The sequence below is a fragment of the Xanthomonas sp. SI genome (assembly GCF_014236855.1).
GTDB lineage: Bacteria > Pseudomonadota > Gammaproteobacteria > Xanthomonadales > Xanthomonadaceae > Xanthomonas_A.
On record NZ_CP051261.1, the window covers coordinates 19962 to 45622 of the forward strand.

Here is a 25661-nt window from a genome sequence, read left to right on the forward strand (position 1 = left end):
TGCCTTCTTGGGCGGGCTCAGGCGACGCGAACGGACGGCGCGACGGACCAGAACGCGGCGGCACCGGCAGGCAGTGTCGCCAATACCCGGTCCAGCTCGGCGTTGTCGACGTTCCTGCGCAATGCCTGGGCGACCGCCTGCACCGCATTGGGCGGAGCGAAATTGTGCGCGGCGCGAACCGAACGGACTTCCGCCAACAGCTCCTCGTCCGGGCCGAACGCCAGAATCGGCGCTTCGCTGTCCCAGCCTTCGACGAACAGCGCGCGCAGCACCGGCGGCAGGATGTCGGCGAAACGGAGCCCTTGCTGGACAGTGAGGCGGCGCCGGAAGGCATGCAGCACGCCGACCACCATGTTCCAGGCCATGTTGGTCGTGGCCAGATCCGAAGCGTCGCGCGCATCGACCATGAAACGTTCGAACTCCAGCGATGCGTTTTGGTATGCGAAGGGCCATGTCATGCGTGGATTGCCTGATGCTGTGGCCAAACCGGGCGCCGCAGCGGCCTGGCCGGAGTGAAGGGGTCCCTGCTTGCCAGCGCAATCGACGGCGGGCTGCGGCACCCCGTCCGCCGCCGCGATCCTGTCGCTACTGCGGCCGGAAGCGCAACAGCACGATGCCGAACCCGATGAAGATGGTCCCGACGACGCGGTCGAACAGCCGACGCAGGCCAGGCCGGGACAGGTAGCGGCGGATGCCGTGCCCGCCGATGCCGTAGACCGCGTACCAGAACAGCTCGCACGCGGCGAAGGTGGCCACCAGGATCGCGAATTGCGGCCACTGCGGCTGGGTCTTGTCGACGAACTGCGGCAGGAACGCAGCGGCGAACAGCAGCAGCTTGGGATTGCTCAATCCGATCGCCAGCCCGCCACGGAACAGCTGCAGCGGCGACAGCGACGCCGCCAGGGGCGGTGCGCCTTGCGGGTCCAACGGCGCTTCCCCGCTACGCCAGGCAGCGATTCCCAGCCACAGCAGATAGCCGACGCCGGCGTAGCGCAGCACCTCGAACACGCGCGGCGACGCGTCCAGCACCGCGCCCAGGCCCGCCGCCGACGCCAGCAGCACCAGCACCACCGCCAGCAGGCAGCCGGCCATCGCCAGCAGGCTGCGGCGTACGCCGAAACGCACGCTGCGCGTCATCACGTGCAGCATGTTCGGCCCCGGCGTGCCCGACAACACGAACACCGTCAGCAGGAACATCCACCAGACATGCAGGCTCATGGCGCAGCGGCTCACGGGAAGTGGCATTGCATCGTAGCAACGGCGCGGTACGTCCGCCATGCGGGGAGCGTCGTTGTCCGTCCGCCACGTAGCGCCGCACCATTTCCCGGCGATGGATGACGTTGTCAGCTCTGCGCCAGACGACATCGAAGCGGGAACCGGTGGTGATCGAACCGGCGCGCAGACAGCGACGCTAGAAGTAACCGCCCTCTGCATCGCGCCACACGTCATAGCCATCCAGTTCTTCCGCGGCGACCGTGGACGGCTGCACGAATCGCGCTTCCCAACCGGAAAAGGAGGCCGTGGAGATCGGCAGGTGGCCCATGCCCAGCGGGACATCGTCCGGCCGGTCCACGCCGGCCATGTACAGGGTGGATACGTCGATGCGCGCGGGAGGTTCCGGGTACACATTGCTGTAGACACGGACATGGACGCCATGCGCGTCCAGCTTGAGGATTTTGAGCGGCACGAACCGGCCGCTCTCCCGCTCGGTCACGTACAGGCCGCCCTCCTGCCACTGCACAGCATCGGCTGGCGAAGCGGCAACTGCCTTTCCAAACAGGAGCGCACGCAATCTTTCGAGCATGTGGTTTCCTTTGGTGCTGGTGTGGCTCGCTGAAGTCTAGCTGCGAAGTGATTCTGGCACGAGCGGATCTCTAGGCATCAGCCCGCTGTTTGGCGACCCGCAGCAGGTTGGAGCCCAGTGCGCTGCCGGCCAGGAGCGCGCAGACAAGCACAAGCCAATCCAGGGCCAGCAGAAGTGGCGGCGGTGTGCCCAGCCATCGTTTGAGCGCCAGCGCGAACAGCGCCGCCAGCGCCGCTTGAAGGAACAGCGCGGCCCAGGCATGGGCGAACGGCTTGACGGGCTGGCGGGCGGAAAGATGTGCGAATATCCCCGCGCACACGGAGAATGAAACTGCCGCGTCCAGGAGCAAAAACGCAATGTTCGTCGTGGATTCGGGGAGGAAAAACCCCTCGGCCAATCCGAGAGCGAATTGCACGACCAACAGCACGCCGGCGTACTTGAAGACCTTGCTCCAGTTCATGCCGCTCATCCCCCTGTTGCCAAGTGCATTGTGCCGAATTGCGAAGTGGCGTTGGCTTGTTCCAGCTAACGCATCTCGTGCAGTGCGCCGGAGCGTTTGCCGGGGATCCAAGTAGCTGGTGTATCCCCGGCAATGTGCAGCGAAGACTCAGCCCTGCGCCTTGTCGTGCTCCACGTGGTACCGCACCGCCTCGGCCACTTCATTCTTCGAGCCCAGGAACACCGGCACGCGCTGGTGCAGCTGCTCCGGTTGCAGGCCGAGGATGCGTTCGCGGCCGGTGCTGGCGGCACCGCCGGCCTGTTCGACCAGCAGGCCCATCGGGTTGGCTTCGTACATCAGGCGCAGCTTGCCGGCCTTGCCCGGGTCCTTCTTGTCCCAGGGGTAGATGAAGATGCCGCCGCGGGTCAGGATGCGGTGCACGTCGGCGACCATGCTGGCGATCCAGCGCATGTTGAAGTTCTTGCCGCGCGCGCCTTCGCTGCCGGCGAGCAGGTCGGCCACGTAGTGCTGCATCGGCGCTTCCCAGTGGCGCTGGTTGGACATGTTGATCGCGAACTCGGCGGTGTCCTCGGGAATGCGCATGTCGGCCTGGGTCAGCAGGAAGCTGCCTTCCTCGCGTTCCAGGGTGAAGGCGTGGGTGCCGTGGCCCAGGGTCAGCACCAGCATCGTGCTGGGGCCGTAGATGCAGTAGCCGGCGGCGACCTGGGCGGTGCCCGGCTGCAGGAAGTGTTCGTCGCCGGGCTTGTCGGTGCCGGGTGGCGCGCGCAGCACCGAGAAGATGGTGCCGACGGAGACGTTGACGTCGATGTTGGAGCTGCCGTCCAGCGGGTCGAACAGCAGCAGGAAATCGCCGCTGGGATACTTGTCCGGCACCGGCTGGCTGTGATCCATCTCTTCCGATGCGCACGCGGCCAGATGCCCGCCCCAGGCGTTCGCTTCGAGCAGGATGTCGTTGCTGAGCACGTCCAGCTTCTTCTGCGCCTCGCCCTGCACGTTGCCGGTGCCGGCGTCGCCGAGCACGCCGCCCAGGGCGCCTTTGCTGACCGCGATGGAGATGCGCTTGCACGCGCGCGAGACGATGGTGATGAGCTGGCGCAGTTCCGGGCCGATGCGGCCGGCGTGCTGTTCTTCGATCAGGAAGCGGGTCAGCGAGGTTCGCGACATGGGCGCAGGCAGCCTTTGGTGGGGGAAGGCGCCTATTGTCGCGGCTGTTGCATGAGATTTCGATTAGCGGCAGAGCGATGGCGTGCAGAAGCGCTGCATCGCCAAGGGCCGATGGGAGGTTGGTGCGTGCGGAAGGTGCCAAGCGTCGGGGCTGCAGCCTCTCCCACACCAGGCGGGCAATCGCAGGCACAAAAAAGCCGGAAGCGCGTGCGCTTCCGGCTTCGTGTTGCAGTACCGCGCGCGATCAGCCCTTGTGCACGGTGGCCACGGCCTGGGTCACGTAGTCCAGGTTGGCCTGGCTCAGCGCGGCCACGCAGATGCGGCCGGTGCCGACGGCGTAGATGCCGAACTCTTCGCGCAGCCGGTCCACCTGCGCCTTGCTCAGGCCCGAGTACGAGAACATGCCGGCCTGCTGCTGGATGAAGCCGAACTCCGGCGCGCCGAGGGCGGCCAGTTTCTGCACCATGCCGGCGCGCAATGCGTGGATGCGCTCGCGCATCTCGGTCAGCTCCTGCTCCCACATCGCGCGCAGCTCGGGGCTGGTGAGCACGCCGGCCACCAGCGCAGCGCCATGCGTGGACGGGCTGGAATAGATGGTGCGGATGATGCGCTTGATCTGCGACTGCACCGCCTTGCTCTCGGCCGCGGTGGCCGAGACCACCGACAGCGCGCCGACGCGCTCGCCGTACAGCGAGAACGACTTGGAGTACGAGCTGGCGACCACGTAGCTGTCCACGCCGGCTTCGGCCAGCAGGCGCACCGCGTAGGCGTCTTCGTCGATGCCCTTGTCGAAACCCTGGTAGGCGATGTCGACGAACGGGAACAGGTTGCGTTCCTTCAGCAGCGCGGCGACCGTGCGCCACTGTTCCTGGGTCAGGTCGGCGCCGGTCGGGTTGTGGCAGCACGCATGCAGCAGCACCACGGTGCCCGGCGCGAGCTTGTTCAGATCGGCGAGCATGCCGTCGAAGTTCAGGCCGTGCGTGGCCGCATCGAAATAGGTGTAGTCGACCACGTCGAAGCCGGCGGCCGAGAACACCGCGCGGTGGTTCTCCCAGCTCGGGTTGCTGATGGCGATGGTCGAGGTGGACAGCAGCTTCTTCAGCAGGTCCGCGCCCACGCGCAGCGCGCCGCTGCCGCCGATGGTCTGCGAGGTGGCGACGCGGCCGGCGGCCAGCAACGGCGACTCGGCGCCGAACAGCAGCTTCTGCGTGGCCAGGTCGTACGCCGGCAGGCCGTCGATCGGCAGGTAGCCGCGCGGTTTGGCGTCCTGCGCCAGCTGCCGCTCGATCTGCTGGACGGCGCGCAGCAGCGGGATGCGGCCGCTCTCGTCGTAATAGATGCCCACGCCCAGGTTGACCTTGGTCGGGCGGGAATCGGCGTTGTAGGCCTCGGTCAGGCCCAGGATCGGGTCGCCTGGGACCTGTTCCACGTTTGCAAAGAAGGACACGGCGGTACTCGTTTGGTGGCGAAAGGTGGGGGCCGGGAGGGACCGGAGCCGGCACGGTCAAACACCCCATCCTAGCAAACGCAGGCCTTGCGTGGCGGGGCTTTGCGCCAGGGCGCGTCATTAATCCCCAAGCAGATCGCGCCGCTCGTGTGCGTGCACGAGGCAAGCAATGGAAGGCGTGGAGGATGGTTCCACCCGGGCGATGACGTAGCGCCGAGGGCGTACAAGAGCGCCCTGTGGGTTGGGCCTGTCAGGCCGCCAGCCGGCACCGCGCGGCTTGACCTGACCGCCAGTCAGGCGCTGCGCCACGCAGCACCGGCTGTCGACCTGACAGGCCCAACGCGACCTACTTGAGAATCGACGACAGGCCCTAGGCGGCGTGCGGCCGGGCGGCGCATGCGCGATGATGCGCGCATGCCCAATCGCCATCCTCTCGCTCTGCTCTGCGGCCTCTGCGCCGCGGGGCTGTCGCCCGTCGTCTGCGCCGCCGAGGCCGATGCCGATCCCGCCACCCTGCCGGTCGTGCAGGTGCAGGCCGCACGGGTCAGCGGGGTGGACGATTTCGACCTGCCCGCCTCGCTGACCGCGATCAGCGTCGGCGACAGCAACCGCAACCGCACCGGCGTGCAGGTCGCCGAGGCCTTGGCCGGCGTGCCCGGGTTGCTGGCGCGCGACCGCCAGAACTATGCGCAGGACACCCAGCTGTCGATCCGCGGCTTCGGCGCGCGCTCGGCGTTCGGCGTGCGCGGCGTGCGCCTGCTGCTGGATGGCATCCCGGCGACGATGCCGGACGGCCAGGGCCAGCTGTCGCACTTCAACATGTTGGGCGCCGAGCGCATCGAGGTGCTGCGCGGCCCGTTCTCGGCGCTGTATGGCAATTCCTCCGGCGGCGTGGTGCAGCTGTGGAGCGCCGACGGCGCGCCCGACGATCCGTGGCGGCTGCGCAGCACCGTCGGCAGCAACGGCACGTATAGCGCCGGGGCGCAGCTGCAGGGCCAGCAAGGCGACGTGCACTACAACGTGGCCGCCACCCATTTCCGCACCGACGGCTACCGCGACCACAGCCAGGCGCGGCGCGAATCGGTCAACGCCAAGTTCGGGTTCGACCTGGCCCCCGGCCGGCGCCTGGACCTGGTGCTGAACTACCTGGACGCGCCGTGGGCGCAGGACCCGCTGGGCCTGACCCGCGCCCAGTTCCATGCCGATCCGCAGCAGGCCACCGCCGTGGCGACCCAGTTCGATACGCGCAAGTCCACGCGCCAGGCGCAGGCCGGGGCGATCTTCACCCAGCAGGTGGACCAGCAGACCTGGCGGCTGATGGGCTACGCCGGGCGCCGCGACGTGCAGCAGTACCTGGCGGTGCCGGTGGCGGTGCAGGCCAACCCGCTGCATGCCGGCGGGCTGATCGACCTGGACGGCGACTACGGCGGCGTGGACGCGCGCTGGGCGTGGCAGGGCGAACTCGGCGGGCGCCCGTTCCAGCTCACCGTCGGCGCTAATGCCGACCGCCAGAAACAGCACCGCACCGGCTACGAGAACTTCGTCGGCAGCACGCTGGGGGTGAAGGGCCGGCTGCGCCGCGACCAGGAGGACCAGGTGCAGAACGTGGACCAGTTCGCCCAGGCCTGGTGGCAGTTCAGCGAGCGCTGGTCGCTGCTGGCCGGCCTGCGCCACAGCCAGGTGCGCTTCCGCTCCGACGACGCCTACATCGTCGGCCGCAACCCGGACGACAGCGGCCGCACCGATTATTCGGCGACCACGCCGGTGGCCGGGGTGGTGTTCCGCGCCAGCGACGACCTGCGCTTCTACGCCTCGGCCGGCCGCGGCTTCGAGACGCCGACCTTCAACGAGCTGGGCTACCGCAACGACGGCGGCGCCGGCCTGGCGCTGGACCTGTCCGCGGCCAAGAGCGAGAACCTGGAACTGGGCGCGAAATGGCGCGACCAGGCCGGCGCCGCGTGGGAAGCGGCGCTGTTCCGCGCCAATACCGACGACGAACTGGCGGTGGCCAGCAACACCAACGGCCGCAGCACCTACCGCAACATCGGCCGCACCCGCCGCCAGGGCGCCGAGGCCAGCTACCTGCTGCCGCTGGGCGACACCGCGCAGCTGCAGCTGTCCTACACCTGGCTGCAGGCGACGGTGCGCCAGGCCTACCTGACCTGCGCCAGCAGCGGCTGCGCCACGCCCACCGCGCAGGTGGCGGCCGGTTCGCGCCTGCCCGGGGTGCCGCGCCAGCAGTTCTTCGCGCGCTGGCAGTGGCAGCCGCGCGCGTGGCAGTTCGCGGTCGAAGCGGTGGCCGCCGGCGACACCGTGGCCAACGACCTGGCCACCGAAACCGCACCCGGCTACGCGCTGCTGAACCTGGAGGCCTCGCGCCGCTGGAGCACCGCGCACGGCGCGCTGCGCACCTTCGCGCGCATCGACAACGCGCTCGATCACGCCTACATCGGCTCGGTCATCGTCAACGACGGCAATGGCCGCTACTACGAGCCGGGACCGGATCGCGGCTATACGGTTGGGTTGCAGTGGGATTTCGCGCATTGAGGTGGTGCGGCTGGGCGCATCGCATTGCATTGGCTCGCCGCAACTAGAGGGTTGCCGTGTATCAGCTGCATCCGAGCGCCGCACTGCGCCAGCATTTCGGCGACCGCCCCTACCAAGGCGCGGCGCCGTGGGACGCGGAATTCTTGTTTGTCGGCCTGGACGCGAACTATGCGCCGGATATCGAATCCAGTCCGGTGTTCGCGGAGGTGCTGCGCTATCACCAGGATGGCGCCGATTTCTGGCAGCGCCATGGCGTACACCACCCTTTCCTGCTGCCGGCGTATCGCGGCGACGGGCGCCGTTATCACCGTAGTTTCGCGCGCTTGGGCTTTCTTCCACAGGACGCGGCGCAGGTGTCCTTCGTCGAGTTGCTGCATGTCCCAACGGTCGGGCGCAGCAAGTTGGTGGCGGCGGATCTGGACATCGCGCATCTGCGCATGATTGATGCTGCCATGCGCTGCGGTTCGGCCCGCCATGTGTTCGTGTCGGCGGGAGTGGCGCGGCTGATGCGCGCAACGCAGCTGTTTGCCTGGTTGCCAACGCAGCCGATCATAGGCGCGGCGTTGCGGCTGTTGTTCGCCGACTCGCAGCGACAGATCTACCAACATTTGCATCTTTCCAACTACGGGAAGTTTCAGGCGCAGCTCGAGCGCGAGGCCGAGGCAGTGGCAAACATGCTGCGGCAGCGGCGAACACGTTCCGCCTGAGTCTGGACACAGGATGTCGCACGTTGGTCGGCGCGTGTTTTTCACAAACGGCCGCTAGCGACGCTTAGACGGGAGCACCGATCGAACGGCGGTCCACGGGCTTGGCAGGCATGCATCCACGACCTGCATGCCACGTGGAATTCCGTCGCGACGGGTGCCGCTGCATGGATGGTCCATGCAGGCGCCGACCTCGCCGAGGCGTTGCCGTGGAAGACAAACTCGATCGGTTGCTGGCCGATATCGCTCGCCTCAAACAGACGCTCGAGGCGGACAAGACCCCGGCCGAGCGCCTCTTCTGGATCATGGAGAAGACGCTGGCGCCGCTGGCGATCGCGGTACTGGCGTTCTACGGCAATGCGGCCGCCGACAAGATATCCGCAGGCCAGCTGGCGCTGGCCAGGCTCAGCGTCGAAGACAAGAAGGACGAGTTCGCGCGCACGCTGCAGAGCAAGTACGTCGAACTGTTCTATGCGGATATCACCTCGGGCGACCCGGATCGGCAAGGCAATGCGCTGGGCCTGCTGCGGCTGATGGATCCGCAGCTGGCGCTGCAACTGGCGACGTTCGTCGCATCCAATCCCGCCGCGTCGCCGGCGATCAAGGCGCAGGCCGAAGCCACCGGCCGGCAGATCCAGCGTGAGCGCAGGCGTGGCGCGCTGGCGCCGAACACGTCGATGCTATCGACGCCGACGCGGCATCCATGAGACAGGCGGCCCGCGTTCGGCATGCGCACGACGCGGTACCGCGGCTGCATCCGACCGGATCTTCGCCGCTGCGCGGTATGCGCAGTGGCGTGAGGAAAATCAGAAAAACCGCGCGGATGTGTCTACAAAATACGGTGGAGGTGTCTACCAGCGACGGCTGGTTCGCTGGCGGCCGCGGCGGCGCCGGCAGTAGCGTACGGCTGGGTCTCGAAGGCCCATTCCTACTACCTCAATCGCTTCACAGCCGGAGATCGCAGCATGGACGAGAAAGCCGACAAGCCCATCCTGGCCGAGGGCGTCAGCGCGACGCTTTACCAGGGCACGTTCGTCGTCAACAACGGCACCGGGCAGACCATCACCAACGTCAGCGTCAAACACACCTGCGGAAATTTCGTCAACACGTCGGTTGCCGTGTCGCTGGCGCCGGGCGAGTCGGCGCCGCCGGTGATACTGCAGGCGCAGACCGGTTCCAACGACAACTGGAGCCTGTCGTTCCAGATGGGCAACGTCTCGCGCAGCCGCAGCAGCAAGCAATGCAACTACGAGACCGAGGATGCGCCGAACACCTGCGTCATCGCCCTGTACGACGACAGCTTCAGCGTGATCACGCCGAAGAGTTCGCCTTGCCTCAACAACGCCTACGATTGAGCGCAGCCGGTAGCGCGGCAAGCGCGAACGACGGCAGATCGCAGGCACGACGTCACGCGTGCGACCCGCAGGCGATCCCTGTAGGAGCGGCTTCAGCCGCGACAGGCCTTACCGGGAATCTCCGCCGTCAATGAAGCCGTTTCTACATGGGCGTTTCTACGAATCGGAATGCACCAGTGCCGCAGCGATGCAGGCACACGTGCAGTGCCTGCACATGCGCTCGCTCAACGCACGCCGAGTCCGAGCCGGCGGTACAGCGTGCTGCGGCTGACGCCGAGCTGGCGCGCGGCGCGGGCGACGTTGCCGCCGCAGGCATCCAGCGCCTGGCGCATCGCCGCCAGGGCGAGGCTGTCCAGATCAGTCGCGTGCGCAGAGGCGCGCGCAGGCACCGCAGACAGTTCGCCGTGCGCTCCGCCCTGCCCTGGCACCGCATCGCCGCCGCCCGCGCGCATGCCGCGCGCCGCGCCTGGCAAATAGGCCGGCAATGCATCGACGTCCACCACGGCGCCAGCGTCGCTCAGCGCGACCAGCGTACGCAGACAGGCCACCAGTTGGCGCAGGTTGCCCGGCCACGGATAGACGCTCAGCGTGGCCAGCGCCGCGTCGGTCAGGCGCCGGCCCTGCCCTACCCGCGCCCACAATTCCTGTACCAAGGCATGCCGATCCGGATGCGCGCTCAGCGCCGGAATCTGCACGCTGTGATGGGCGATGCGGTAATACAGGTCGGGACGGAAACGCCGCTCGGCCATCGCCTCGTCCAGGTCGCGATGGGTGGCGCAGATCAGCGCGAAATCCAGCTTCACCGGCTTGCCGCCGCCCAGCGGCAGCAGCTCGCGTTCCTGCAGGACGCGCAGCAGCCGCGGCTGCAGCGCCGGCGGCATGTCGCCGATTTCGTCCAGGAACAGCACGCCGCCGTCGGCCTGGCGCAGCAGGCCCGGGCTGCCGTGTTTGCGCGCGCCGGTGAAGGCGCCGTCTTCGTAGCCGAACAGTTCGGCTTCGATCAGGCCTTCCGGCAGCGCCGCGCAGTTGACCGCGACGAACGGCTTGCCGGCGCGCGCGCTGCGCCGATGCAGTTCGCGCGCGAACACTTCCTTGCCGGTGCCGGTCTCGCCCTGCACCAGCACCGGCAATTGCGCATCGAGCACGCGTCGCGCGCGTTCCAGCGCCAGTTCCTGTGCGGCATCGAACAGCGGCGCATCGGCGCCGTGCTGCGCGCGCGTGGCCGCGGACACGGTGATCGGCGGCTGCTGCGAACGCCGCCGCGGCCGCGCGTCGCCGATGCTGTCGACACGCCCATGCAGGGCGCGGCCCTGCAGGTCGAACACGCTGCCCTGCTGGCGCAGCCGCGACAGCGGCTCTTCGAACAAGGCCGCGTACGGCGCGCGGCCCAGGTCGTGCCGCTCCAGCCCGAACAGGCGCAGGCCGGCCTGGTTGGCCGCGACCAGCTTGCCGTTGCGGAACGCGAGCAGGCCTTCGCGCGCGGTGCCGAGCAGCGCCGGATCGTGGTGCACGCGCAGCAGTTCGCACTCGGCGATACCGTCGTCGAAATAGCGGTGCTCGATGCTGGCCACGGCCATCCGCGCCAGGCCCAGCGCGTGCATGTGCTGCACGCTGGCGTCGCCGGAAATGTCCAGCACGCCGGCCAACTGGCCGTAGGGATCGAAGATCGGCACCGCGGCGCAGCTGAGGATCTGGTGCGGCGCGAAGTAATGCTCGCCGCCACGCACTTCCACCGAGCGGCTCTCGACGATGGCGGTGCCGATCGCATTGGTGCCGACCTGGGTCTCGCTCCAGCATGCGCCCGGCATCAGCGCCACGCGCCCGGCCTTGTCGAGGAAGCCCGGGCTGCCTTCGGCGTCGAGGATCCAGCCGGCCTCGTCGGTCAGCAGCACGATGCTGCCGGTGGCGGCGGCATCGCCGGCCAGGCCTTCCAGTTCGGCGCGGGCCAGCCGCCACAGGCGCTCGTGCGCCTCGCGCAGTTCGCGCAGGCGCGGCGCGCTGACCGGCTCGATCGGCGGCGTGCCCTGCGCCGCCAGGCCTAGGCGCTGGCAGCGCTGCCACGACTGCAGGATGGTGTCGGGCACCTGGCCGACCGGGGCGCCGCCGCGCTCGAAGAAGATCCGGCGAGCGTGGCCGAGCTGGTGCTGCGATTGCTGTTGCGCCATGACGGCTCCGCTGTCGCAAATTGCGACAGGTGTTGGGACAGGTGTTCCGATAAACACCACATCCGCCGCCTCCGCGCAATCGCCACGCGTGACGCGCTGCAACAGGAATGCAGGCGCCGCGTCGATGGGCCGCGGCGCGCGGCCATGACGCAGCGCAACAGCCAAAACCTGGCATCGCTCTTGCGGTTACCGCCTACCTGGATGGGCGTGTCCCATTCCTTTCCCACCGCCGCAGGAGACCACCGATGAACGCCGTCACCACCGCCAAGCCGCATGCCACCGATCCGCAATCCATCTTCAAGTCGCGCTACGGCAATTTCATCGGCGGGCAATGGGTGGAACCCAAGAGCGGCCAGTACTTCGAAAACACAACGCCGATCACCGGCAAGGTGTTCACCTCGGTGGCGCGCTCCAACGCACAGGACATCGAGGCCGCGCTGGACGCGGCGCACGCGGCCAAGGACGCCTGGGGCAAGACCTCGGCCACCGAGCGCAGCAATGCGCTGCTGAAGATCGCCGACCGCATCGAGCAAAATCTCGAGCTGCTGGCCTATGCCGAGACCTGGGACAACGGCAAGCCGCTGCGCGAGACGCTCAACGCCGACGTGCCGCTGTGCGCCGACCACTTCCGCTATTTCGCTGGCGCCATCCGCGCGCAGGAAGGCGGCATCTCCGAGATCGACAGCGACACCATCGCCTATCACTTCCACGAGCCGCTGGGCGTGGTCGGACAGATCATCCCGTGGAACTTTCCGCTGCTGATGGCGTGCTGGAAGTTGGCGCCGGCGATCGCCGCCGGCAACTGCGTGGTGATGAAGCCGGCCGAGCAGACCCCGGCCTCGATCCTGGTGCTGATGGAGGTAATCGGCGACCTGCTGCCGCCGGGCGTGCTCAACGTGGTCAACGGCTTCGGCCTGGAAGCTGGCAAGCCGCTGGCCAGCAGCCCGCGCATCGCCAAGATCGCTTTCACCGGCGAGACCACCACCGGCCGGCTGATCATGCAGTACGCCAGCCAGAACCTGATCCCGGTGACGCTGGAGCTGGGCGGCAAGTCGCCAAACATCTTCTTCGCCGACGTGATGGCCGAGGACGACGATTTCCTGGACAAGGCGATCGAAGGCTTCGTGCTGTTCGCCTTCAACCAGGGCGAGGTGTGCACCTGTCCGTCGCGCGCGCTGATCCAGGAGTCGATCTACGACAGGTTCATGGAAAAGGCGCTCAAGCGCGTGGCCGCGATCAAGCAGGGCAATCCGCTGGATCCCAACACCATGGTCGGTGCGCAGGCCTCCAGCGAGCAGCTGGAGAAGATCCTGTCCTACATCGACATCGGCAAGCAGGAAGGCGCCGAGGTGCTGATCGGCGGCGAGCGCAACGCCCTCGACGGCGAGCTGGCCGGCGGCTTCTACGTCAAGCCGACGGTGTTCAAGGGCCACAACAAGATGCGCGTGTTCCAGGAGGAAATCTTCGGGCCGGTGGTGTCGGTGACCACGTTCAAGGACGAGGCCGAGGCGTTGGCGATCGCCAACGACACCCTGTACGGATTGGGCGCCGGCGTGTGGAGCCGCGATGCGTCGCGGCTGTACCGCATGGGCCGCGCGATCCAGGCCGGGCGAGTATGGACCAACTGCTACCACGCCTATCCGGCGCATGCCGCGTTCGGCGGCTACAAGCAGTCGGGCATCGGCCGCGAGAACCACAAGATGATGCTCGACCACTACCAGCAGACCAAGAACCTGCTGGTCAGCTACTCGCCGAAGGCGCTGGGCTTCTTCTGAGCGCGGCGCGGGGCAGGGCGGCGGCGCGCTAGCAGCCGCCGCCCCGCCGCCGCGTGGCCCGACTGATCTGGATCAAGGCACCCCGTCGCCGGACGCGCGATGGTGACGTCATCGTTTTCCACAGGAGCGTTTCGATGGACAAGACAATGAAGGCCGCGGTGGTACGCGAATTCGGCAAGCCGCTGACGATCGAGGAAGTGCAGGTGCCGCGGCCGCAGGCCGGCGACATCCTGGTCAAGATCGAAGCCTGCGGCGTATGCCATACCGACCTGCACGCGGCCGAGGGCGACTGGCCGGTGAAGCCGAACCCGCCGTTCATTCCCGGCCACGAGGGCGTGGGTCATGTGGTCGCGGTCGGCGCCGGCGTGGGCCACGTCAAGGAAGGCGACCGGGTCGGCATTCCGTGGTTGTATTCGGCCTGCGGGCATTGCGAGCATTGCCTGGGCGGCTGGGAGACGCTGTGCGAGGCGCAGCAGAATTCCGGCTACTCGGTCAACGGCGGTTTCGCCGAATACGCGCTGGCCAACGCCAACTACATCGGCCATCTGCCGAAGAACATCGGCTTCGTGGAGATCGCGCCGATCCTGTGCGCGGGCGTCACCGTGTACAAGGGCCTGAAGGTCACCGATACCAAGCCCGGCAACTGGGTGGTGATCTCCGGCATCGGCGGGCTCGGGCACATGGCAGTGCAATACGCCAAGGCGATGGGCCTGAACGTGGCCGCGGTGGACGTGGACGACGCCAAGCTGGCGCTGGCCAGGCGGCTGGGCGCCACGGTGACGGTGAACGCGCTGACCACCGACCCGGTGGCCTACCTGAAGAAGGAGATCGGCGGCGCGCACGGCGCGCTGGTCACCGCGGTGTCGCCGAAGGCGTTCGAGCAGGCGATCGGCATGGTCCGCCGCGGCGGCACGGTGTCGCTGAACGGGTTGCCGCCGGGCCAGTTCCCGCTGGACATCTTCGGCATGGTGCTCAACGGGGTGACCGTGCGCGGCTCCATCGTCGGCACCCGTCTGGACCTGCAGGAATCGCTGGAATTCGCCGAGCAGGGCAAGGTCGCCGCGACCGTGGCCACCGCCACGCTGGAGAACATCAACGAGGTGTTCGCGCGCATGCGCGCCGGCCAGATCGAAGGCCGCATCGTGCTGGACATGGCCGCCTGATGGACGCCGCCGCGCCCGAATCCGGCGTGCCGCTGCAGGTGCTGGCGACGTTGCCGGCACTGCAGCTGATCGACACGTTGCGCGCGCGGCACGGGCCGCTGCTGTTCCACCAGTCGGGCGGCTGTTGCGACGGGTCCTCGCCGATGTGCTATCCGCAGGACGACTTCATTGTCGGCGACCGCGACGTGCAGCTGGGCGAGATCGGCGGCGCGCCGTTCTATATCAGCGCTTCGCAGTTCGAATACTGGAAGCACACCCAGCTGATCATCGACGTGGTGCCCGGGCGCGGCGGCATGTTCTCGCTGGAGAACGGCGAGGGCGTGCGCTTCCTGGTGCGCTCGCGGCTGTTCGGCGACGCGGAGTATGCGGCGTTGCAGGCGGCGGGGAAGGTGTGAGAAGCCGGGATTGGGGATTGGGGATTCGTTGACGGCGGGAGCTGCCGAAGAGCTGTAGGAGCGGCTTCAGCCGCGACAGGAGCTGTCGATTCATGCAGCCTGTCGCGGCTGAAGCCGCTCCTACAGGGGCGATGGCGCTGGCCTATGGGGCCTTGGACGGCACGAACGGCGAGACCGGATCGCTGGCCGGGAAGGTCTCTTCCAGCGCCTCGTCCTGGTTGGCGTCGGCGTGGTGCTTGTGCGCGTGCTCCTCGCTGGCGCTATCTGCCGCGTTGCCGTCGGGCGCAGGGCGGCCCGCGCCGGTGCGCGGCTCGTGTTCGACGATGGTGTCCGGGCGGTCGCCGGCGCCGCGGTCCTCGCGGTCCTGGGCGTCGCGCTTGCCGCGTTGTTCGCCAGGAAACGGGTCGTTGCGACGCAGCGGGTCGGTGGGTGTGGACATGGCCGATTCCTCCTGTTGGGGCTGGGAACGTGCGTACAGTGCAGCGCGATGGCGGTGAAGCCGCTGCGAATCGCAATGCGTCCACATCGCTGTCACGAACGCCTAACGGCGCCGGCGCTACTGCTGCCCATCCCCATGCCGCCGATGCCGCCCGGAGCTTCCGCCATGTGCCCCAGCGCCCGCCCCGATCCACTGTTGTTCAATGCCCATCTGGATCCGTTGCCGGCCACGCTGCCGCACGGTCCCGACGACACTGCAGGTCCGCGCCCGCACGACGCCGCGGACTACCGCCAATACAGCCTGGCCGACTATCGCCAGCGCCGCGATCGCCACGGCACCCCGTGGCGCGACCTGTGCCCGGCCTACGCGTTCGCGCTGCGCACCCATGCCGGCGGCTGGCCGCGCGCGCCCATGGCCGACACCGACGGCGAACTGGCCGCGCACTGGGAGCAGGTCCGCGGCGAATCGCAGCTGGACTGGGGCCAGGCACGGCCGGTGATCGAGGATGCGTGGCAGGCGCTGGACCATCTGCCGGCGCCGGCACTGCACCTGGAGGCGCACTGATGGCGCGTCCGATCTGGACCGGCACCCTGTCTTTCGGCCTGCTCAACGTGCCGGTGGCGCTGATGTCCGGCGAACGCCGCGTCGACCTGCACTTCCGCATGCTCGATGCGCGCGACAAGCGCCCGATCCGCTTCGAGCGGGTCAACGCCGACACCGGCGAAGAGGTGCCGTGGAAGGACATCGTCAAGGCCTTCGAATACAGCAAGGGCAACTACGTGGTGGTCGAGCAGAAGGACATCGCCTCGGCCGCGCCGGAAAGTCACGAGACGGTGGAGGTCGAGGCCTTCGTCGACGCCGCCGACATCGACCTGCGCTATTTCGAGAAACCCTACGTGCTGGTGCCGGGCAAGAAGGCGGAGAAGGGCTACGTGCTGCTGCGCGAGACGCTGCGCGCCACCGGCAAGGTCGGGATCGCGCGGGTGGTGATCCGCACCCGCGAATACCTGTCGGCGGTGCTGCCGCAGGAAGACGCGCTGGTGCTGATCCTGCTGCGCTATCCGCAGGAACTGGTCGCGCTGGACGACTACACGCTGCCCAGCGGCAAGGCCGCCGACTACCGGATCAGCGCCAAGGAAACCGAGATGGCCGCACAGCTGATCGACTCGATGTCCGGCAAGTGGGACCCGGCGTCCTATCACGACGAATTCCGCGAGCGCCTGCAGGCGGTGATCCAGAAACGGATCAAGGCGCAGGAAGGCACCGCGCAGGTGGACGACGAAGCCGACACGCCGCAGCGCGAAGACGCCGCCACCAACGTGGTCGATTTCATGTCGCTGCTGCAGAAGAGCCTGGACGCCAAGCGCCGTACCCCGGCGAAGAAGGCGGAGGCGGCGCTGCCGGTCAGCAAGACCGCGAAGAAGCCGGCCAGGAAAGCGGCGAAGAAGGCCGCCAAGCCCGCCGCGAAATCCGCGAGCAAGGCCAAGCCGGCGAAGAAGACCGCCGCAAGCAAGGCGCCGGCGCGGCGCAAGGCGGGGTAGGGCACGATGACGCTGCGCGAGTACGCCCGCAAACGCCGCTTCGGCGCAACCCCGGAACCGGCCGACGACAGCGTCGCGGCGCCGTCGCGGCGGCCGATCTTCGTGGTGCAGCTGCACCACGCCAGCTCGCGCCACTACGATTTCCGCCTGGAAGCCGACGGCGTGCTGAAGAGTTGGGCGGTGCCGAAGGGGCCGTCGCTGCGGGTCGGCGAAAAGCGGCTGGCGGTGCAGGTGGAAGACCATCCGCTGTCCTATGCCGGCTTCGCCGGCGATATTCCCGAGGGCCATTACGGTGCCGGCCATGTCGATGTGTTCGACCACGGCACCTGGTCGTGCGACGGCGAACCGCTGGCCGCGATCGCCGCTGGCAAGCTGGATTTCGTGCTGCACGGCGAGCGCCTCAACGGCAACTGGAAACTGGTACGCACTGCGTTGCGCGGCAAGCAGCCGCAGTGGCTGCTGATCAAGCGCGACGACGCGTTCGCCGCCGATCGCGATGCCGACGACCTGCTGCAGGAGCCGGTCTCCGCGCCCGCGCCGAAGCGCGCGGCCAAGGCCGCCAAGCCCACCATGGCCTCCAAGCGTGCGCGCGATGCAGCCCCGGCCAAGTCTGCCGCCGCTGGCGCTGCTGCCTTGTCGGCCGCGCGGCCGCGGCGCAGCGATGCGGCCTGGCGCAAGCGCGCGCTGGCGCTGGACGGTGCGCGCGATCGCCCGTGTCCGCCAGGCGAGCGCGCGCAGCTGACGCTGCTGCGCGACCGTGCCCCCGACGGCGCGCAATGGCTGCACGAGATCAAGTGGGACGGCTACCGCCTGCTCGCCGATCTCGATGCCGGCCAGGCGACGCTGCGCTCGCGCAACGACCAGGCCTGGACCGAGACCTTCCCCGAGGTCGCGCACGCGGTGCAGGCGTTGCCGGTGAGCGAGGCGCGGCTGGACGGCGAGCTGGTAGTGCTCGATGCCGATGGCCGCAGCGATTTCTCGGCCTTGCAACGGGTAATCGAGGGAAGTTCCAAGCAGCCGCTGCGCTACCTGGTGTTCGACCTGCTCGGCGTGGCCGGCGTGGACCTGCGCGAGGTGCCGCTGCTGCAGCGCAAGCAATTGCTGCGCGCGCTGCTCGGCGACACGCCGGGCGTGCTGGCCTACAGCGACCATGTGCTCGGCCACGGCCCGGAGGTGTTCGCCGCGGCGGCGGCGAAGGGCTACGAAGGCGTGGTCAGCAAGCGCGCGGACGCGCGCTATCACGGCGGCCGCGGCGGCGACTGGGTCAAGACCAAGCACGAGAACAGCGACGATTTCGTCATCGTCGGCTATACCGATCCCAAGGGCGCGCGCAGTGGCTTCGGTTCCTTGCTGCTGGCGCAGCGCAGCGATGGCGGCTTGCGCTATGTCGGCCGGGTCGGCACCGGTTTCGACGAATCGGGCCTGCGGCGCTTGCTTGCGCAGCTGCAGGCGCTGCACAGCGAGCAGGCGGTAGTGGACATCCCCGCGCATGCGCCGTTCCCGCGGCGCAGCGTGCACTGGGTGCGGCCGCAACTGGTGGCCGAAGTCGCCTTCCGCGGCTGGGCCAAGGAAGGGTTGTTGCGCCAGGCTGCATTCAAGCGCCTGCGCGAGGACAAGCCGCTGCAGGATCTCGGCGGTGATCGTGCGCCGCCACCGGCGGCAGCCCCAGGCAACCATGTCGTGGCGGCGCGCGCTGCGGCATCGGCGAAGAAGACCGCGCCGGCGAAACGCAGCACATCCAAAGGCGATGCTACGAAAAACGGTGCCGCCAAGCGCAAACCGGCAACTGCCAAGTCCGCGCCGCGCGCAAGCACCGCGGCGCGGAAGGTCGCTTCCTCCGCCAGCGCCGACGCCGATGCCGCGGCGGTCGTCATCACCCACCCCGAGCGCGTGGTGTACCCGGGTGCCGGCATCAGCAAGGGCGAGGTCGCCGAGTACTACCGCGCCATCGCGCCATGGTTGCTGCAGGAAGTCGCCGGGCGTCCGCTGTCGTTGCTGCGCTGCCCCGATGGCGCCAGCGGCGAATGCTTCTTCCAGAAGCACAACAACCGCGCGCTCGGCGAGCATGTACACGCGATCGCACTGAAGCAGAAGAGCGGCACCGAGGACTACCTGTACATCGACGATCTGGCCGGCCTGCTGGAACTGGTGCAGATGAACACCCTGGAGCTGCATCCCTGGGGGTCGACCGTGGACGATCCCGAGCATCCCGACCGGCTGGTGTTCGACCTGGACCCGGGCGAGGGCGTGAGCTGGACGCAGATCAAGGCCGCGGCGCGCGAGATCCGCACCCGCCTGCGCGAGACCGGGCTGGAAAGCTTCGTGCGCCTGTCCGGCGGCAAGGGCCTGCACGTGGTGGTGCCGATCGTGCCCGGTGCGGATTGGGAGCAGGCGCGCGATTTCTGCGAAGCCTTCGCCCAGGCGCTGGCCGGCTCTGCGCCCGAGCGCTACGTGGCCACGATGAGCAAGGCCAAGCGCAACGGGGTGATCTTCGTCGATTGGCTGCGCAACGGCCGCGGCAGCACCAGCGTGTGCTCGTGGTCGCTGCGCGCGCGCGAGCACGCCACCGTGGCGGTGCCGCTGCGCTGGGAGGAACTGGCGCGGATCGCCTCGCCGCAGGCGTTCCCGCTGGCCAAGGCGCTGCAGCGCGCCGCACGCCTGCGCGAGCATCCGTGGAAGGAGATGGAGACGTTGCGGCAGCGGCTGCCCGGAAGCTGATTCCTCCGGCCCCGCGGCCTCCGCCGCGCAGCGTCCCGTGCCGCAGCGCGCCCTGGTCGGCAGCGTGCGGCGGCCATGCTAGGCTGCGCCGCTTCTGGATAGCGACGAAAGGATTCGACCATGCTGCGGATGCGACGGTGGGTTTTCGTGCTGGCCTGGCTGTGCGCCGTGCCGGCGTTCGCCGCCGACCGCCTCGATGCGGTGCTGACGGCGATCCAGGGCAGCGCCACCGACGCCGCGCAGGTGCGTGCCGCGGTGCAGGCCTCGCCGTCGCTGCGCGGGCAACTGCTGCAGCTGGCCGATGCCGGTCGATTGCAGCGCATCCGCCTCGTCGCCGAGCAACCGCTGGTCAAGTACCGGCCATTCGCCGCCGCGGCGCTCGACAACGACCTGGTGCTGACCAGCGCGCTGCTGCAGCAGCTGCGCGATGCCCCACGCCCGCATGCGCTGCGCAGCGGCGACGTGGCCGCCGACAACCTGGTGTTCGTGCTCGCGCACCTGGCGGTGCACCTGTCGGTCGGCGAACGCCAGGCCCAGTTCGATCGCGCGCTGGCCGAAAAGGTCGCCGCCGGCATGCGCGAAGCGCAGGCCAAGGGCACCGACTTCGACGCCACGCCGGTGGCGCAGGAGGCGCTGAACCACAACATGGCGATCGAGGCCAACGCCTACATCGCCGGCTGGAATGCGGTGGTCGACGCCGCGCAGCAGCAACAGCGCGGCACCGCCGACACCGCGCCGGACGAAGCGCAGCGCGCGATGTTGCTCGGCCCGCTGATCCTGAGCCTGCGCTACGGCAAGGTGCTGGAGCGGGCGATGGACGGTGCCGAGGACAAGCGCGCGGTGCTCGGCGCCGACGGCATCCGCCCCGACGCCCGCAACGTGTACGCCATCGCCACGGCGCTGATGGACGGCGGCATGCTCGAGATCGAATGACCGCAACGCGCGGCGGCGTCCGGCCGCGCGCGGTGCGTACCGGCGCGCTCAGCCACGCTCAGTCGTGATCGCCGTCGCAGGCGTGCCAGTGCTTGCCCTTCGGCGTCTGCCCGATGCCGGGGTTGAAGCTGTTGGTCGGGTCCAGCGCGCGGTAGAACGCGGCCAGCGCCGGCTTGGCGCGGTACAGGTGGCCGACGTTGTGCTCGGCCGGATATTCGGCGCCGCGCCGGTCCAGCAGCGCCCACATCGCATGCTCGATCGCCAGCGGATCGTGGCCCTTGCGCACCAGGTAGTCCTGGTGGAACACGTGGCAGAAGAAGTGGCCGTAGTAGAGCTTGCCCAGCAGCGCGCGCTCCAGTTCCGGCGGCAGCGTCTCCAGCCAGTCGCGGTCGTTGCGGCGCAGCGCCACGTCCAGCGCCACGATGTCCTCGACCGTGTCGCGATGCACCTGACGGTAGCGCACCGCCGCGCCGGCCACGGCGAAGCGGTGCAGGAACGCCTTGCGGCCCTCGTCGGCGTCGCAGCGGAAATAGGCGCCGCGGTCGCTGCCGGCGAAGTGGTCGGCCAGGAACGCGTCGGTCGCGGCGGCGTCCCGCGCGGACACGCGCAGCAGCAGGTGGTGTTCGAAGCGGTCGCGGTAGGCACGCAGGCGCGGTGGCAGGTGCTCGGGTAGCCGGTCGGTCAGCGCCTGCAACGCGCGGTCGGCCAGCCCTGGCAGGCCCAGCGCCTCGCACCAGCCATCCACGCGGCTCTTCAGCGCGAACGCCTTGGGCACCGCGCCGGTGCCGAAGCGGTCGATCAGCAGGAAGGTGTCCTTGCCGTAGCGCGCGCCGATGTCGAACGCGTCGCGGTGCAGGTATTCGCCGCTGATCGGCGGTTGCGCGAAGGCGGTGAGCAGGCCGCGGCGCAGCGCGGTCAGGTCGTCGGTGGCGTTGCTGCCGATGTAGAAGACCGTGCTGTCCTCGCGCGGGAACGTGTCCAGCCGCACCGCGAACACGCACAGCCGCCCGGCCGAGCCGGACGCCTCGTAGTGCCGCGCCGGGTCGGCGTTGAAGCGGGCCGGCGTGTCCGCGTCCACGTCGCGCACGTGCGCGGCGTAGTCCGGGTCGGAGGCGGCGAGGGCAGGGTCGTCGTGGATGTCGGCGGCGCCGTAGTTGCCGGCCTGCAGCCGGGTCAGGATCTGCTCGGGCGTATCGCCCAGCGCGATGCCGAGATGGTTCACCAGGCGTAACTGGCCGTCGGCGCCGAGCTGCGCGAACAGCGCCAGCTGGGTATAGGCAGGGCCGCGCCGCACCAGCGCGCCGCCGGAGTTGTTGCACACCCCGCCCAGCACCGAGGCGCCGATGCACGAGGAACCGATCACCGAATGCGGCTCGCGCCGCAGCGGCTGCAGCTGCCGTTCCAGCGCGTCCAGGGTGGCGCCGGGCAGGCAGACGACCTGGCGGCCGTCGTGCAGCAGTTGCACGCCACGCAGGCGCAGCGTGCTGACCAGCACGATCTGCCGGTCGTAGCCGTCGCCGTCCGGAGTGGAGCCGCCGGTGAGGCCGGTGTTGGCGGCCTGCACGATGACGATGCGTTCCGCGGCCACCACGGCCTGCAGCACGTTCCACAGTTCCAGCAGCGTGCCCGGCCGCGCCACCGCCAGCACCCGGCCCTCGCCGAAGCGGTAGCCCTTGCGGAAGCGCCGCGTGGCGCGGTCGCCGACCAGCACGTGGCCGCGGCCCACCGCGTCGCGCAGCTGGCGCAGCAGGCATGCTTCGGCGAGCGGCGCGTTCATGCGCTCAGCGACCCTACGGCGACACGGTGCTTTCGCGGGTGACCCGCGCCAGCGAATCGCGCGAGATCGCCGCGATCGACTTGGCGCCGGTCAGCGTCATCGCCACCCGCATCTCCTTCTCCACCAGGGTCAGCAGGTTCTCCACCCCGGCCTGGCCGGCCGCGGCCAGCGCATAGACGAAGGCGCGGCCGAGCAGCACCGCATCGGCGCCGAGCGCGAGCATGCGCACCACGTCCAGGCCGCTGCGGATGCCGGAGTCGGCCAGGATCTTCAGTTCGCCCTTCACCGCATCGGCGATCGCCGGCAGCGCGCGCGCGCTGGACAGCACGCCGTCGAGCTGGCGCCCGCCATGGTTGGAGACCACGATGCCGTCGGCGCCGAAACGCACCGCGTCGCGCGCATCGTCCGGGTCGAGGATGCCCTTGATGACCATCGGCCCGGTCCAGAACTCGCGGATCCATTCCAGGTCCTTCCACGAAATCGACGGGTCGAAGTTCGCGCCGAGCCAGCCAATGTAGTCGGCCAGCCCGGTCGGGCTGCCGCGGTAGGTGGAGATGTTGCCCAGGTCGTGCGGTCGCCCCATCAGGCCCACGTCCCAGGCCCAGCGCGGATGGGTCGCGGCCTGCAGCATGCGCCGCAGCGGCGCGTGCGGCCCGCTCATGCCCGAGTGCGCATCGCGGTAGCGCGCGCCGGGCGTGGGCATGTCCACGGTGAACACCAGCGTGGTCACGCCGGCGGCCTTTGCCCGCTCCAGCGCGTTGCGCATGAAGCCGCGGTCCTTGAGCACGTACAGCTGGAACCACATCGGCCGGTCGATCGCCGGCGCCACTTCCTCGATCGGGCACACCGACACCGTGGACAGGGTGAACGGCACGCCCTTGGCCGCCGCCGCGCGCGCGGCCTGTACCTCGCCGCGGCGCGCGTACATGCCGGTCAGCCCGACCGGGGCCAGGGCCAGCGGCAGCGCCAGGCGCTCGCCGAACAGCTCGGTCTCCAGGCTCAGCGCGGCCATGTCGCGCAGCACCCGCTGGCGCAGCGCGATGTCGGCCAGGTCGGTCACGTTGCGCCGCAGCGTGTGCTCGGCATAGGCGCCGCCGTCGATGTAGTGGAACAGGAACGGCGGCAGCCGCGCTTCGGCGGCGGCGCGGTAGTCGGAAGCGGCGGAAATGATCATCGGCGCGGGTCGTCGGGAGAGGAGGGGAGGCGCGAGGCGCGCGCACGGCGCGCGTCGTCTTCGTCGAGGCTGCGCAGCGCGGTGTGCACGAACGCCAGGTGCGCGTGCGCGGCGTCGCGCGCGCGTTCCGGCTCGCCGGCCAGGATCGCGTCGCGCAGCGCGCGGTGCTGCGCCAGCAGCGGCGCGAAGGTGCGCGGCGACTGGAACAGCTTGTGCCGGCTCTGCGAGATGTTGGTCTGCAGCAGATCGAACAGCCCGCGCATCACCTGCAGCAGCACGCGGTTGTGCGCGGCCTCGGCGATGGCCAGGTGGAAGTCGGCATCGGCGCGCGCCTCGGCGGCCGCATCGCCCTGCGCATGCGCCTGCAGCATCGCCTCGAACGCAGCGGCGATGCGCGCGCGGTCGGCGTCGGTGGCGCGCAGCGCGGCGTGCCAGGCGGTGGCGCCTTCCAGCGCGTGGCGGGTCTCCAGCACGTCGAAGCGGTATTCCGGATCGCCCTGCAGCAGCGGCAGGAACGGCTGCAGCGGCGCCACCACCCGTTCCTCGGGCGTATGCGGGCGCTGTACATAGGTGCCGCCGCCGGCGCGGGCACGCAGCAGCCCCTGGCTGGCGAGCTGGGCGATCGCCTCGCGCAACGCGGTGCGCGACACGCCCAGTTCCAGCGCCAACGCGCGCTCGGCCGGCAGGCGCTGCTCGGGCTGCAAGCCGCGCTCTGCGATCAGCGCACGCAGCTGCGCGGCAACGCGATCGCTGAGGCGGCCGCTGCCGGTAGCCGATGCGGCGCCCGGCGGCGGTGCATCGTGTGGGCCGTGGCGTGCCGCTGATGGTGTCGTCGCAGACGTTGAAATATTGGTCATACCACTAATTGCCGGCGGCGCACAGGGACAGCCATTAGATCGCTGCGGATTCGACCAAGTCAACTGCGGATGAGGTTTTACAGCCTATTTTTGGTAATACCAATTAACGCGCCACATTGCGCGCCATCGTCGCGGCCAGCACGAACAACATTGCCAGCAGGGCTAGTTCGGCGCCGACGCTGCGGTGCAGCGCGGCAACCTGCGCCGGCGGCGGCATGAACCCCGGCTGCAGGCGGGCCTGGCGGCGCCAGCGCAGCAGCCGCAGCGTGGGCAGCAGCGACAGCAGCCCGATCGCCGCGAACACGCCCAGCTTGGCCCAGAACCAGGGGTTGTGCAGGTAGTAGTCCGGGCCCTTGAGTCCGTAGCGCACGCGCAGGCCGCCGACGGCCAGGATCAGCAACGCCGCCATTCCGTAGGCGGCGTCCGCGCGCAGCAGCCGCGCCAGCCGCAGCGCGTGCGGCGGTTCGCGCAGCAACGTCCACTCGACCACCAGCGCGGCGGTCAGCAATAGGAAGGCGAGGTGGTGGAGGACGGCGAGCGTCAGGTCGAGCGCGCGCATCGCCCGTCCCTCACCAGACGAACGGCAGCAGCCGCCAGCTGTGCGCGGCGTAGTCGGGGTACTCGCGCGGGAACGCCTGGGTCAGCGCGGCTTCCTCCACGCGGATGCGGCGCAGGAACGCCCAGGTCACCGGCAGCACGATCGCCAGCAGCGACAGCACGTTGCCCAGGCCGATCGCCAGCCCGTAGAACGCCAGCAGCGCGCCGGTGTAGGAGGGATGGCGCAGGTAGCGATACGGCCCATGGCGGATCAGCCGGTGGTCGTCCTGGATGGTCACGTCCACCGTGAACCAGCGCGCCAGCACCCGGATCGCCCACAGCCGCAGCGCCAGGCCTCCGGCCAGCAGCGCGCAGCCCAGCCAGCGCGCCGGCTCCTGCAGCGCCGGCGCATAGCGCCACACGCCGACGAAGGCCAGCAGCACGCCCACCGCCACCGCCGCGTACAGCACGCGCCACAGCAGCTGCAGCGTGCCCTGATCGCGCGCGCCGCCATCGGCCGCGCGGCGGCGGTGGCTGAGCAGCATCTCGTAGACGCCCCAGCACACGCCCAGCACGGTGAACCACAGATCGGGATGTCGCAGGGTCAGGTGCATCGTCGTTTCCTCGTGGGGAGCAATGTCGGTGTACGCCATCGCGCTGGACGCCTGGTGAACGGGCCGCCGCGGCATCGATGGCATGGCGTTAG

24 protein-coding genes are annotated in these 25661 nt (G+C 69.3%); 11 read left to right on the forward strand and 13 right to left on the reverse strand.

Annotation, left to right across the window (positions count from 1 at the left end; genetic code table 11):
* Positions 1–17 precede the first annotated feature (17 nt).
* From HEP75_RS00105 to HEP75_RS00130, 6 genes are all read right to left on the reverse strand, one after another.
* A complete protein-coding gene (locus HEP75_RS00105) occupies positions 18–407 on the reverse strand; it encodes a DUF2267 domain-containing protein (RefSeq protein ID WP_221899290.1) in 390 nt (129 codons plus the stop codon).
* Positions 408–585: 178 nt separating this feature from the next.
* Entirely contained in the window at positions 586–1218 is a 633-nt protein-coding gene (locus HEP75_RS00110) for a LysE family translocator (RefSeq protein WP_185821648.1), read from the reverse strand.
* Positions 1219–1411: 193 nt separating this feature from the next.
* Positions 1412–1804, reverse strand: coding sequence for a hypothetical protein (locus HEP75_RS00115; RefSeq protein WP_185824994.1), 393 nt, complete (start codon positions 1802–1804; stop codon positions 1412–1414).
* Positions 1805–1874: 70 nt separating this feature from the next.
* Positions 1875–2264: a hypothetical protein gene (locus tag HEP75_RS00120; RefSeq protein WP_185824995.1), complete on the reverse strand. Its 390-nt coding sequence runs from the start codon at positions 2262–2264 to the stop codon at positions 1875–1877.
* A 147-nt stretch (positions 2265–2411) separates the two neighbouring features.
* Positions 2412–3428: a class 1 fructose-bisphosphatase gene (locus tag HEP75_RS00125; RefSeq protein ID WP_185824996.1), complete on the reverse strand. Its 1017-nt coding sequence runs from the start codon at positions 3426–3428 to the stop codon at positions 2412–2414.
* Between the two features lie 244 nt (positions 3429–3672).
* Positions 3673–4875 carry an amino acid aminotransferase gene (locus HEP75_RS00130; RefSeq protein ID WP_185824997.1) on the reverse strand — a complete coding sequence of 401 codons (1203 nt, stop codon included), beginning with the start codon at positions 4873–4875 and terminating at the stop codon, positions 3673–3675.
* Positions 4876–5289: 414 nt separating this feature from the next.
* Here HEP75_RS00130 and HEP75_RS00135 point away from each other — a divergent pair, with 414 nt between their 5' ends.
* From HEP75_RS00135 to HEP75_RS00150, 4 genes are all read left to right on the forward strand, one after another.
* On the forward strand, positions 5290–7422 hold the full coding sequence (locus HEP75_RS00135; RefSeq protein ID WP_185824998.1) for a TonB-dependent receptor: 2133 nt from the start codon (positions 5290–5292) through the stop codon (positions 7420–7422).
* Positions 7423–7478: 56 nt separating this feature from the next.
* Positions 7479–8129 (forward strand): hypothetical protein, encoded by a 651-nt coding sequence (locus HEP75_RS00140; RefSeq protein WP_221899291.1) that lies wholly within the window; start codon positions 7479–7481, stop codon positions 8127–8129.
* A gap of 206 nt (positions 8130–8335) precedes the next feature.
* A complete protein-coding gene (locus HEP75_RS00145; protein WP_185824999.1) occupies positions 8336–8833 on the forward strand; it encodes a hypothetical protein in 498 nt (165 codons plus the stop codon).
* A 258-nt stretch (positions 8834–9091) separates the two neighbouring features.
* A complete protein-coding gene (locus HEP75_RS00150; RefSeq protein ID WP_185814658.1) occupies positions 9092–9481 on the forward strand; it encodes a hypothetical protein in 390 nt (129 codons plus the stop codon).
* 224 nt (positions 9482–9705) lie between these two features.
* On the opposite strand, the gene HEP75_RS00155 is transcribed toward HEP75_RS00150, so the two are convergent.
* Entirely contained in the window at positions 9706–11646 is a 1941-nt protein-coding gene (locus tag HEP75_RS00155) for a sigma-54-dependent Fis family transcriptional regulator (RefSeq protein WP_185825000.1), read from the reverse strand.
* Between the two features lie 245 nt (positions 11647–11891).
* On the opposite strand from HEP75_RS00155, the gene adh reads away from it, so the two are divergent.
* From adh to HEP75_RS00170, 3 genes are all read left to right on the forward strand, one after another.
* On the forward strand, positions 11892–13421 hold the full coding sequence (gene adh / locus HEP75_RS00160; protein ID WP_185825001.1) for an aldehyde dehydrogenase: 1530 nt from the start codon (positions 11892–11894) through the stop codon (positions 13419–13421).
* Between the two features lie 134 nt (positions 13422–13555).
* Positions 13556–14584, forward strand: coding sequence for an alcohol dehydrogenase AdhP (adhP, locus tag HEP75_RS00165; RefSeq protein ID WP_185821656.1), 1029 nt, complete (start codon positions 13556–13558; stop codon positions 14582–14584).
* The gene (locus HEP75_RS00170; RefSeq protein ID WP_185825002.1) at positions 14584–14979 is read left to right on the forward strand and encodes a DUF779 domain-containing protein; all 396 of its coding nucleotides are present in this window, start codon (positions 14584–14586) and stop codon (positions 14977–14979) included. Before adhP ends, HEP75_RS00170 begins: the two co-directional genes overlap by 1 nt.
* 142 nt (positions 14980–15121) lie before the next feature.
* Here the strand turns inward: HEP75_RS00170 and HEP75_RS00175 are convergent, their stop codons facing one another.
* Positions 15122–15418, reverse strand: a complete 297-nt coding sequence (locus HEP75_RS00175) for a hypothetical protein (protein WP_185825003.1) — start codon at positions 15416–15418, stop codon at positions 15122–15124.
* Positions 15419–15583: 165 nt separating this feature from the next.
* On the opposite strand from HEP75_RS00175, the gene HEP75_RS00180 reads away from it, so the two are divergent.
* From HEP75_RS00180 to HEP75_RS00195, 4 genes are all read left to right on the forward strand, one after another.
* Positions 15584–15982 (forward strand): hypothetical protein, encoded by a 399-nt coding sequence (locus tag HEP75_RS00180; RefSeq protein WP_185814664.1) that lies wholly within the window; start codon positions 15584–15586, stop codon positions 15980–15982.
* Positions 15982–16959: a Ku protein gene (locus HEP75_RS00185; RefSeq protein WP_185825004.1), complete on the forward strand. Its 978-nt coding sequence runs from the start codon at positions 15982–15984 to the stop codon at positions 16957–16959. The genes HEP75_RS00180 and HEP75_RS00185 overlap by 1 nt, the downstream gene beginning before the upstream one ends.
* 6 nt (positions 16960–16965) lie before the next feature.
* Positions 16966–19677 carry a DNA ligase D gene (gene ligD, locus HEP75_RS00190; RefSeq protein ID WP_185825005.1) on the forward strand — a complete coding sequence of 904 codons (2712 nt, stop codon included), beginning with the start codon at positions 16966–16968 and terminating at the stop codon, positions 19675–19677.
* A 129-nt stretch (positions 19678–19806) separates the two neighbouring features.
* Positions 19807–20610, forward strand: a complete 804-nt coding sequence (locus HEP75_RS00195; protein ID WP_185825006.1) for a hypothetical protein — start codon at positions 19807–19809, stop codon at positions 20608–20610.
* Between the two features lie 58 nt (positions 20611–20668).
* On the opposite strand, the gene dld is transcribed toward HEP75_RS00195, so the two are convergent.
* The 5 genes from dld to HEP75_RS00220 form a co-directional block, all read right to left on the reverse strand.
* Positions 20669–22387 (reverse strand): D-lactate dehydrogenase, encoded by a 1719-nt coding sequence (gene dld / locus HEP75_RS00200; protein ID WP_185825007.1) that lies wholly within the window; start codon positions 22385–22387, stop codon positions 20669–20671.
* A gap of 13 nt (positions 22388–22400) precedes the next feature.
* Positions 22401–23561, reverse strand: coding sequence for an FMN-dependent L-lactate dehydrogenase LldD (gene lldD / locus HEP75_RS00205; protein WP_185825008.1), 1161 nt, complete (start codon positions 23559–23561; stop codon positions 22401–22403).
* Entirely contained in the window at positions 23558–24418 is an 861-nt protein-coding gene (gene lldR / locus HEP75_RS00210; RefSeq protein WP_185825009.1) for a transcriptional regulator LldR, read from the reverse strand. Before lldR ends, lldD begins: the two co-directional genes overlap by 4 nt.
* A 103-nt stretch (positions 24419–24521) precedes the next feature.
* Positions 24522–24977, reverse strand: a complete 456-nt coding sequence (locus HEP75_RS00215; RefSeq protein ID WP_185825010.1) for a DUF2214 family protein — start codon at positions 24975–24977, stop codon at positions 24522–24524.
* A 10-nt stretch (positions 24978–24987) separates the two neighbouring features.
* Positions 24988–25569, reverse strand: coding sequence for a PEMT/PEM2 methyltransferase family protein (locus HEP75_RS00220; RefSeq protein WP_185826446.1), 582 nt, complete (start codon positions 25567–25569; stop codon positions 24988–24990).
* Between the last annotated feature and the right edge of the window lie 92 nt (positions 25570–25661).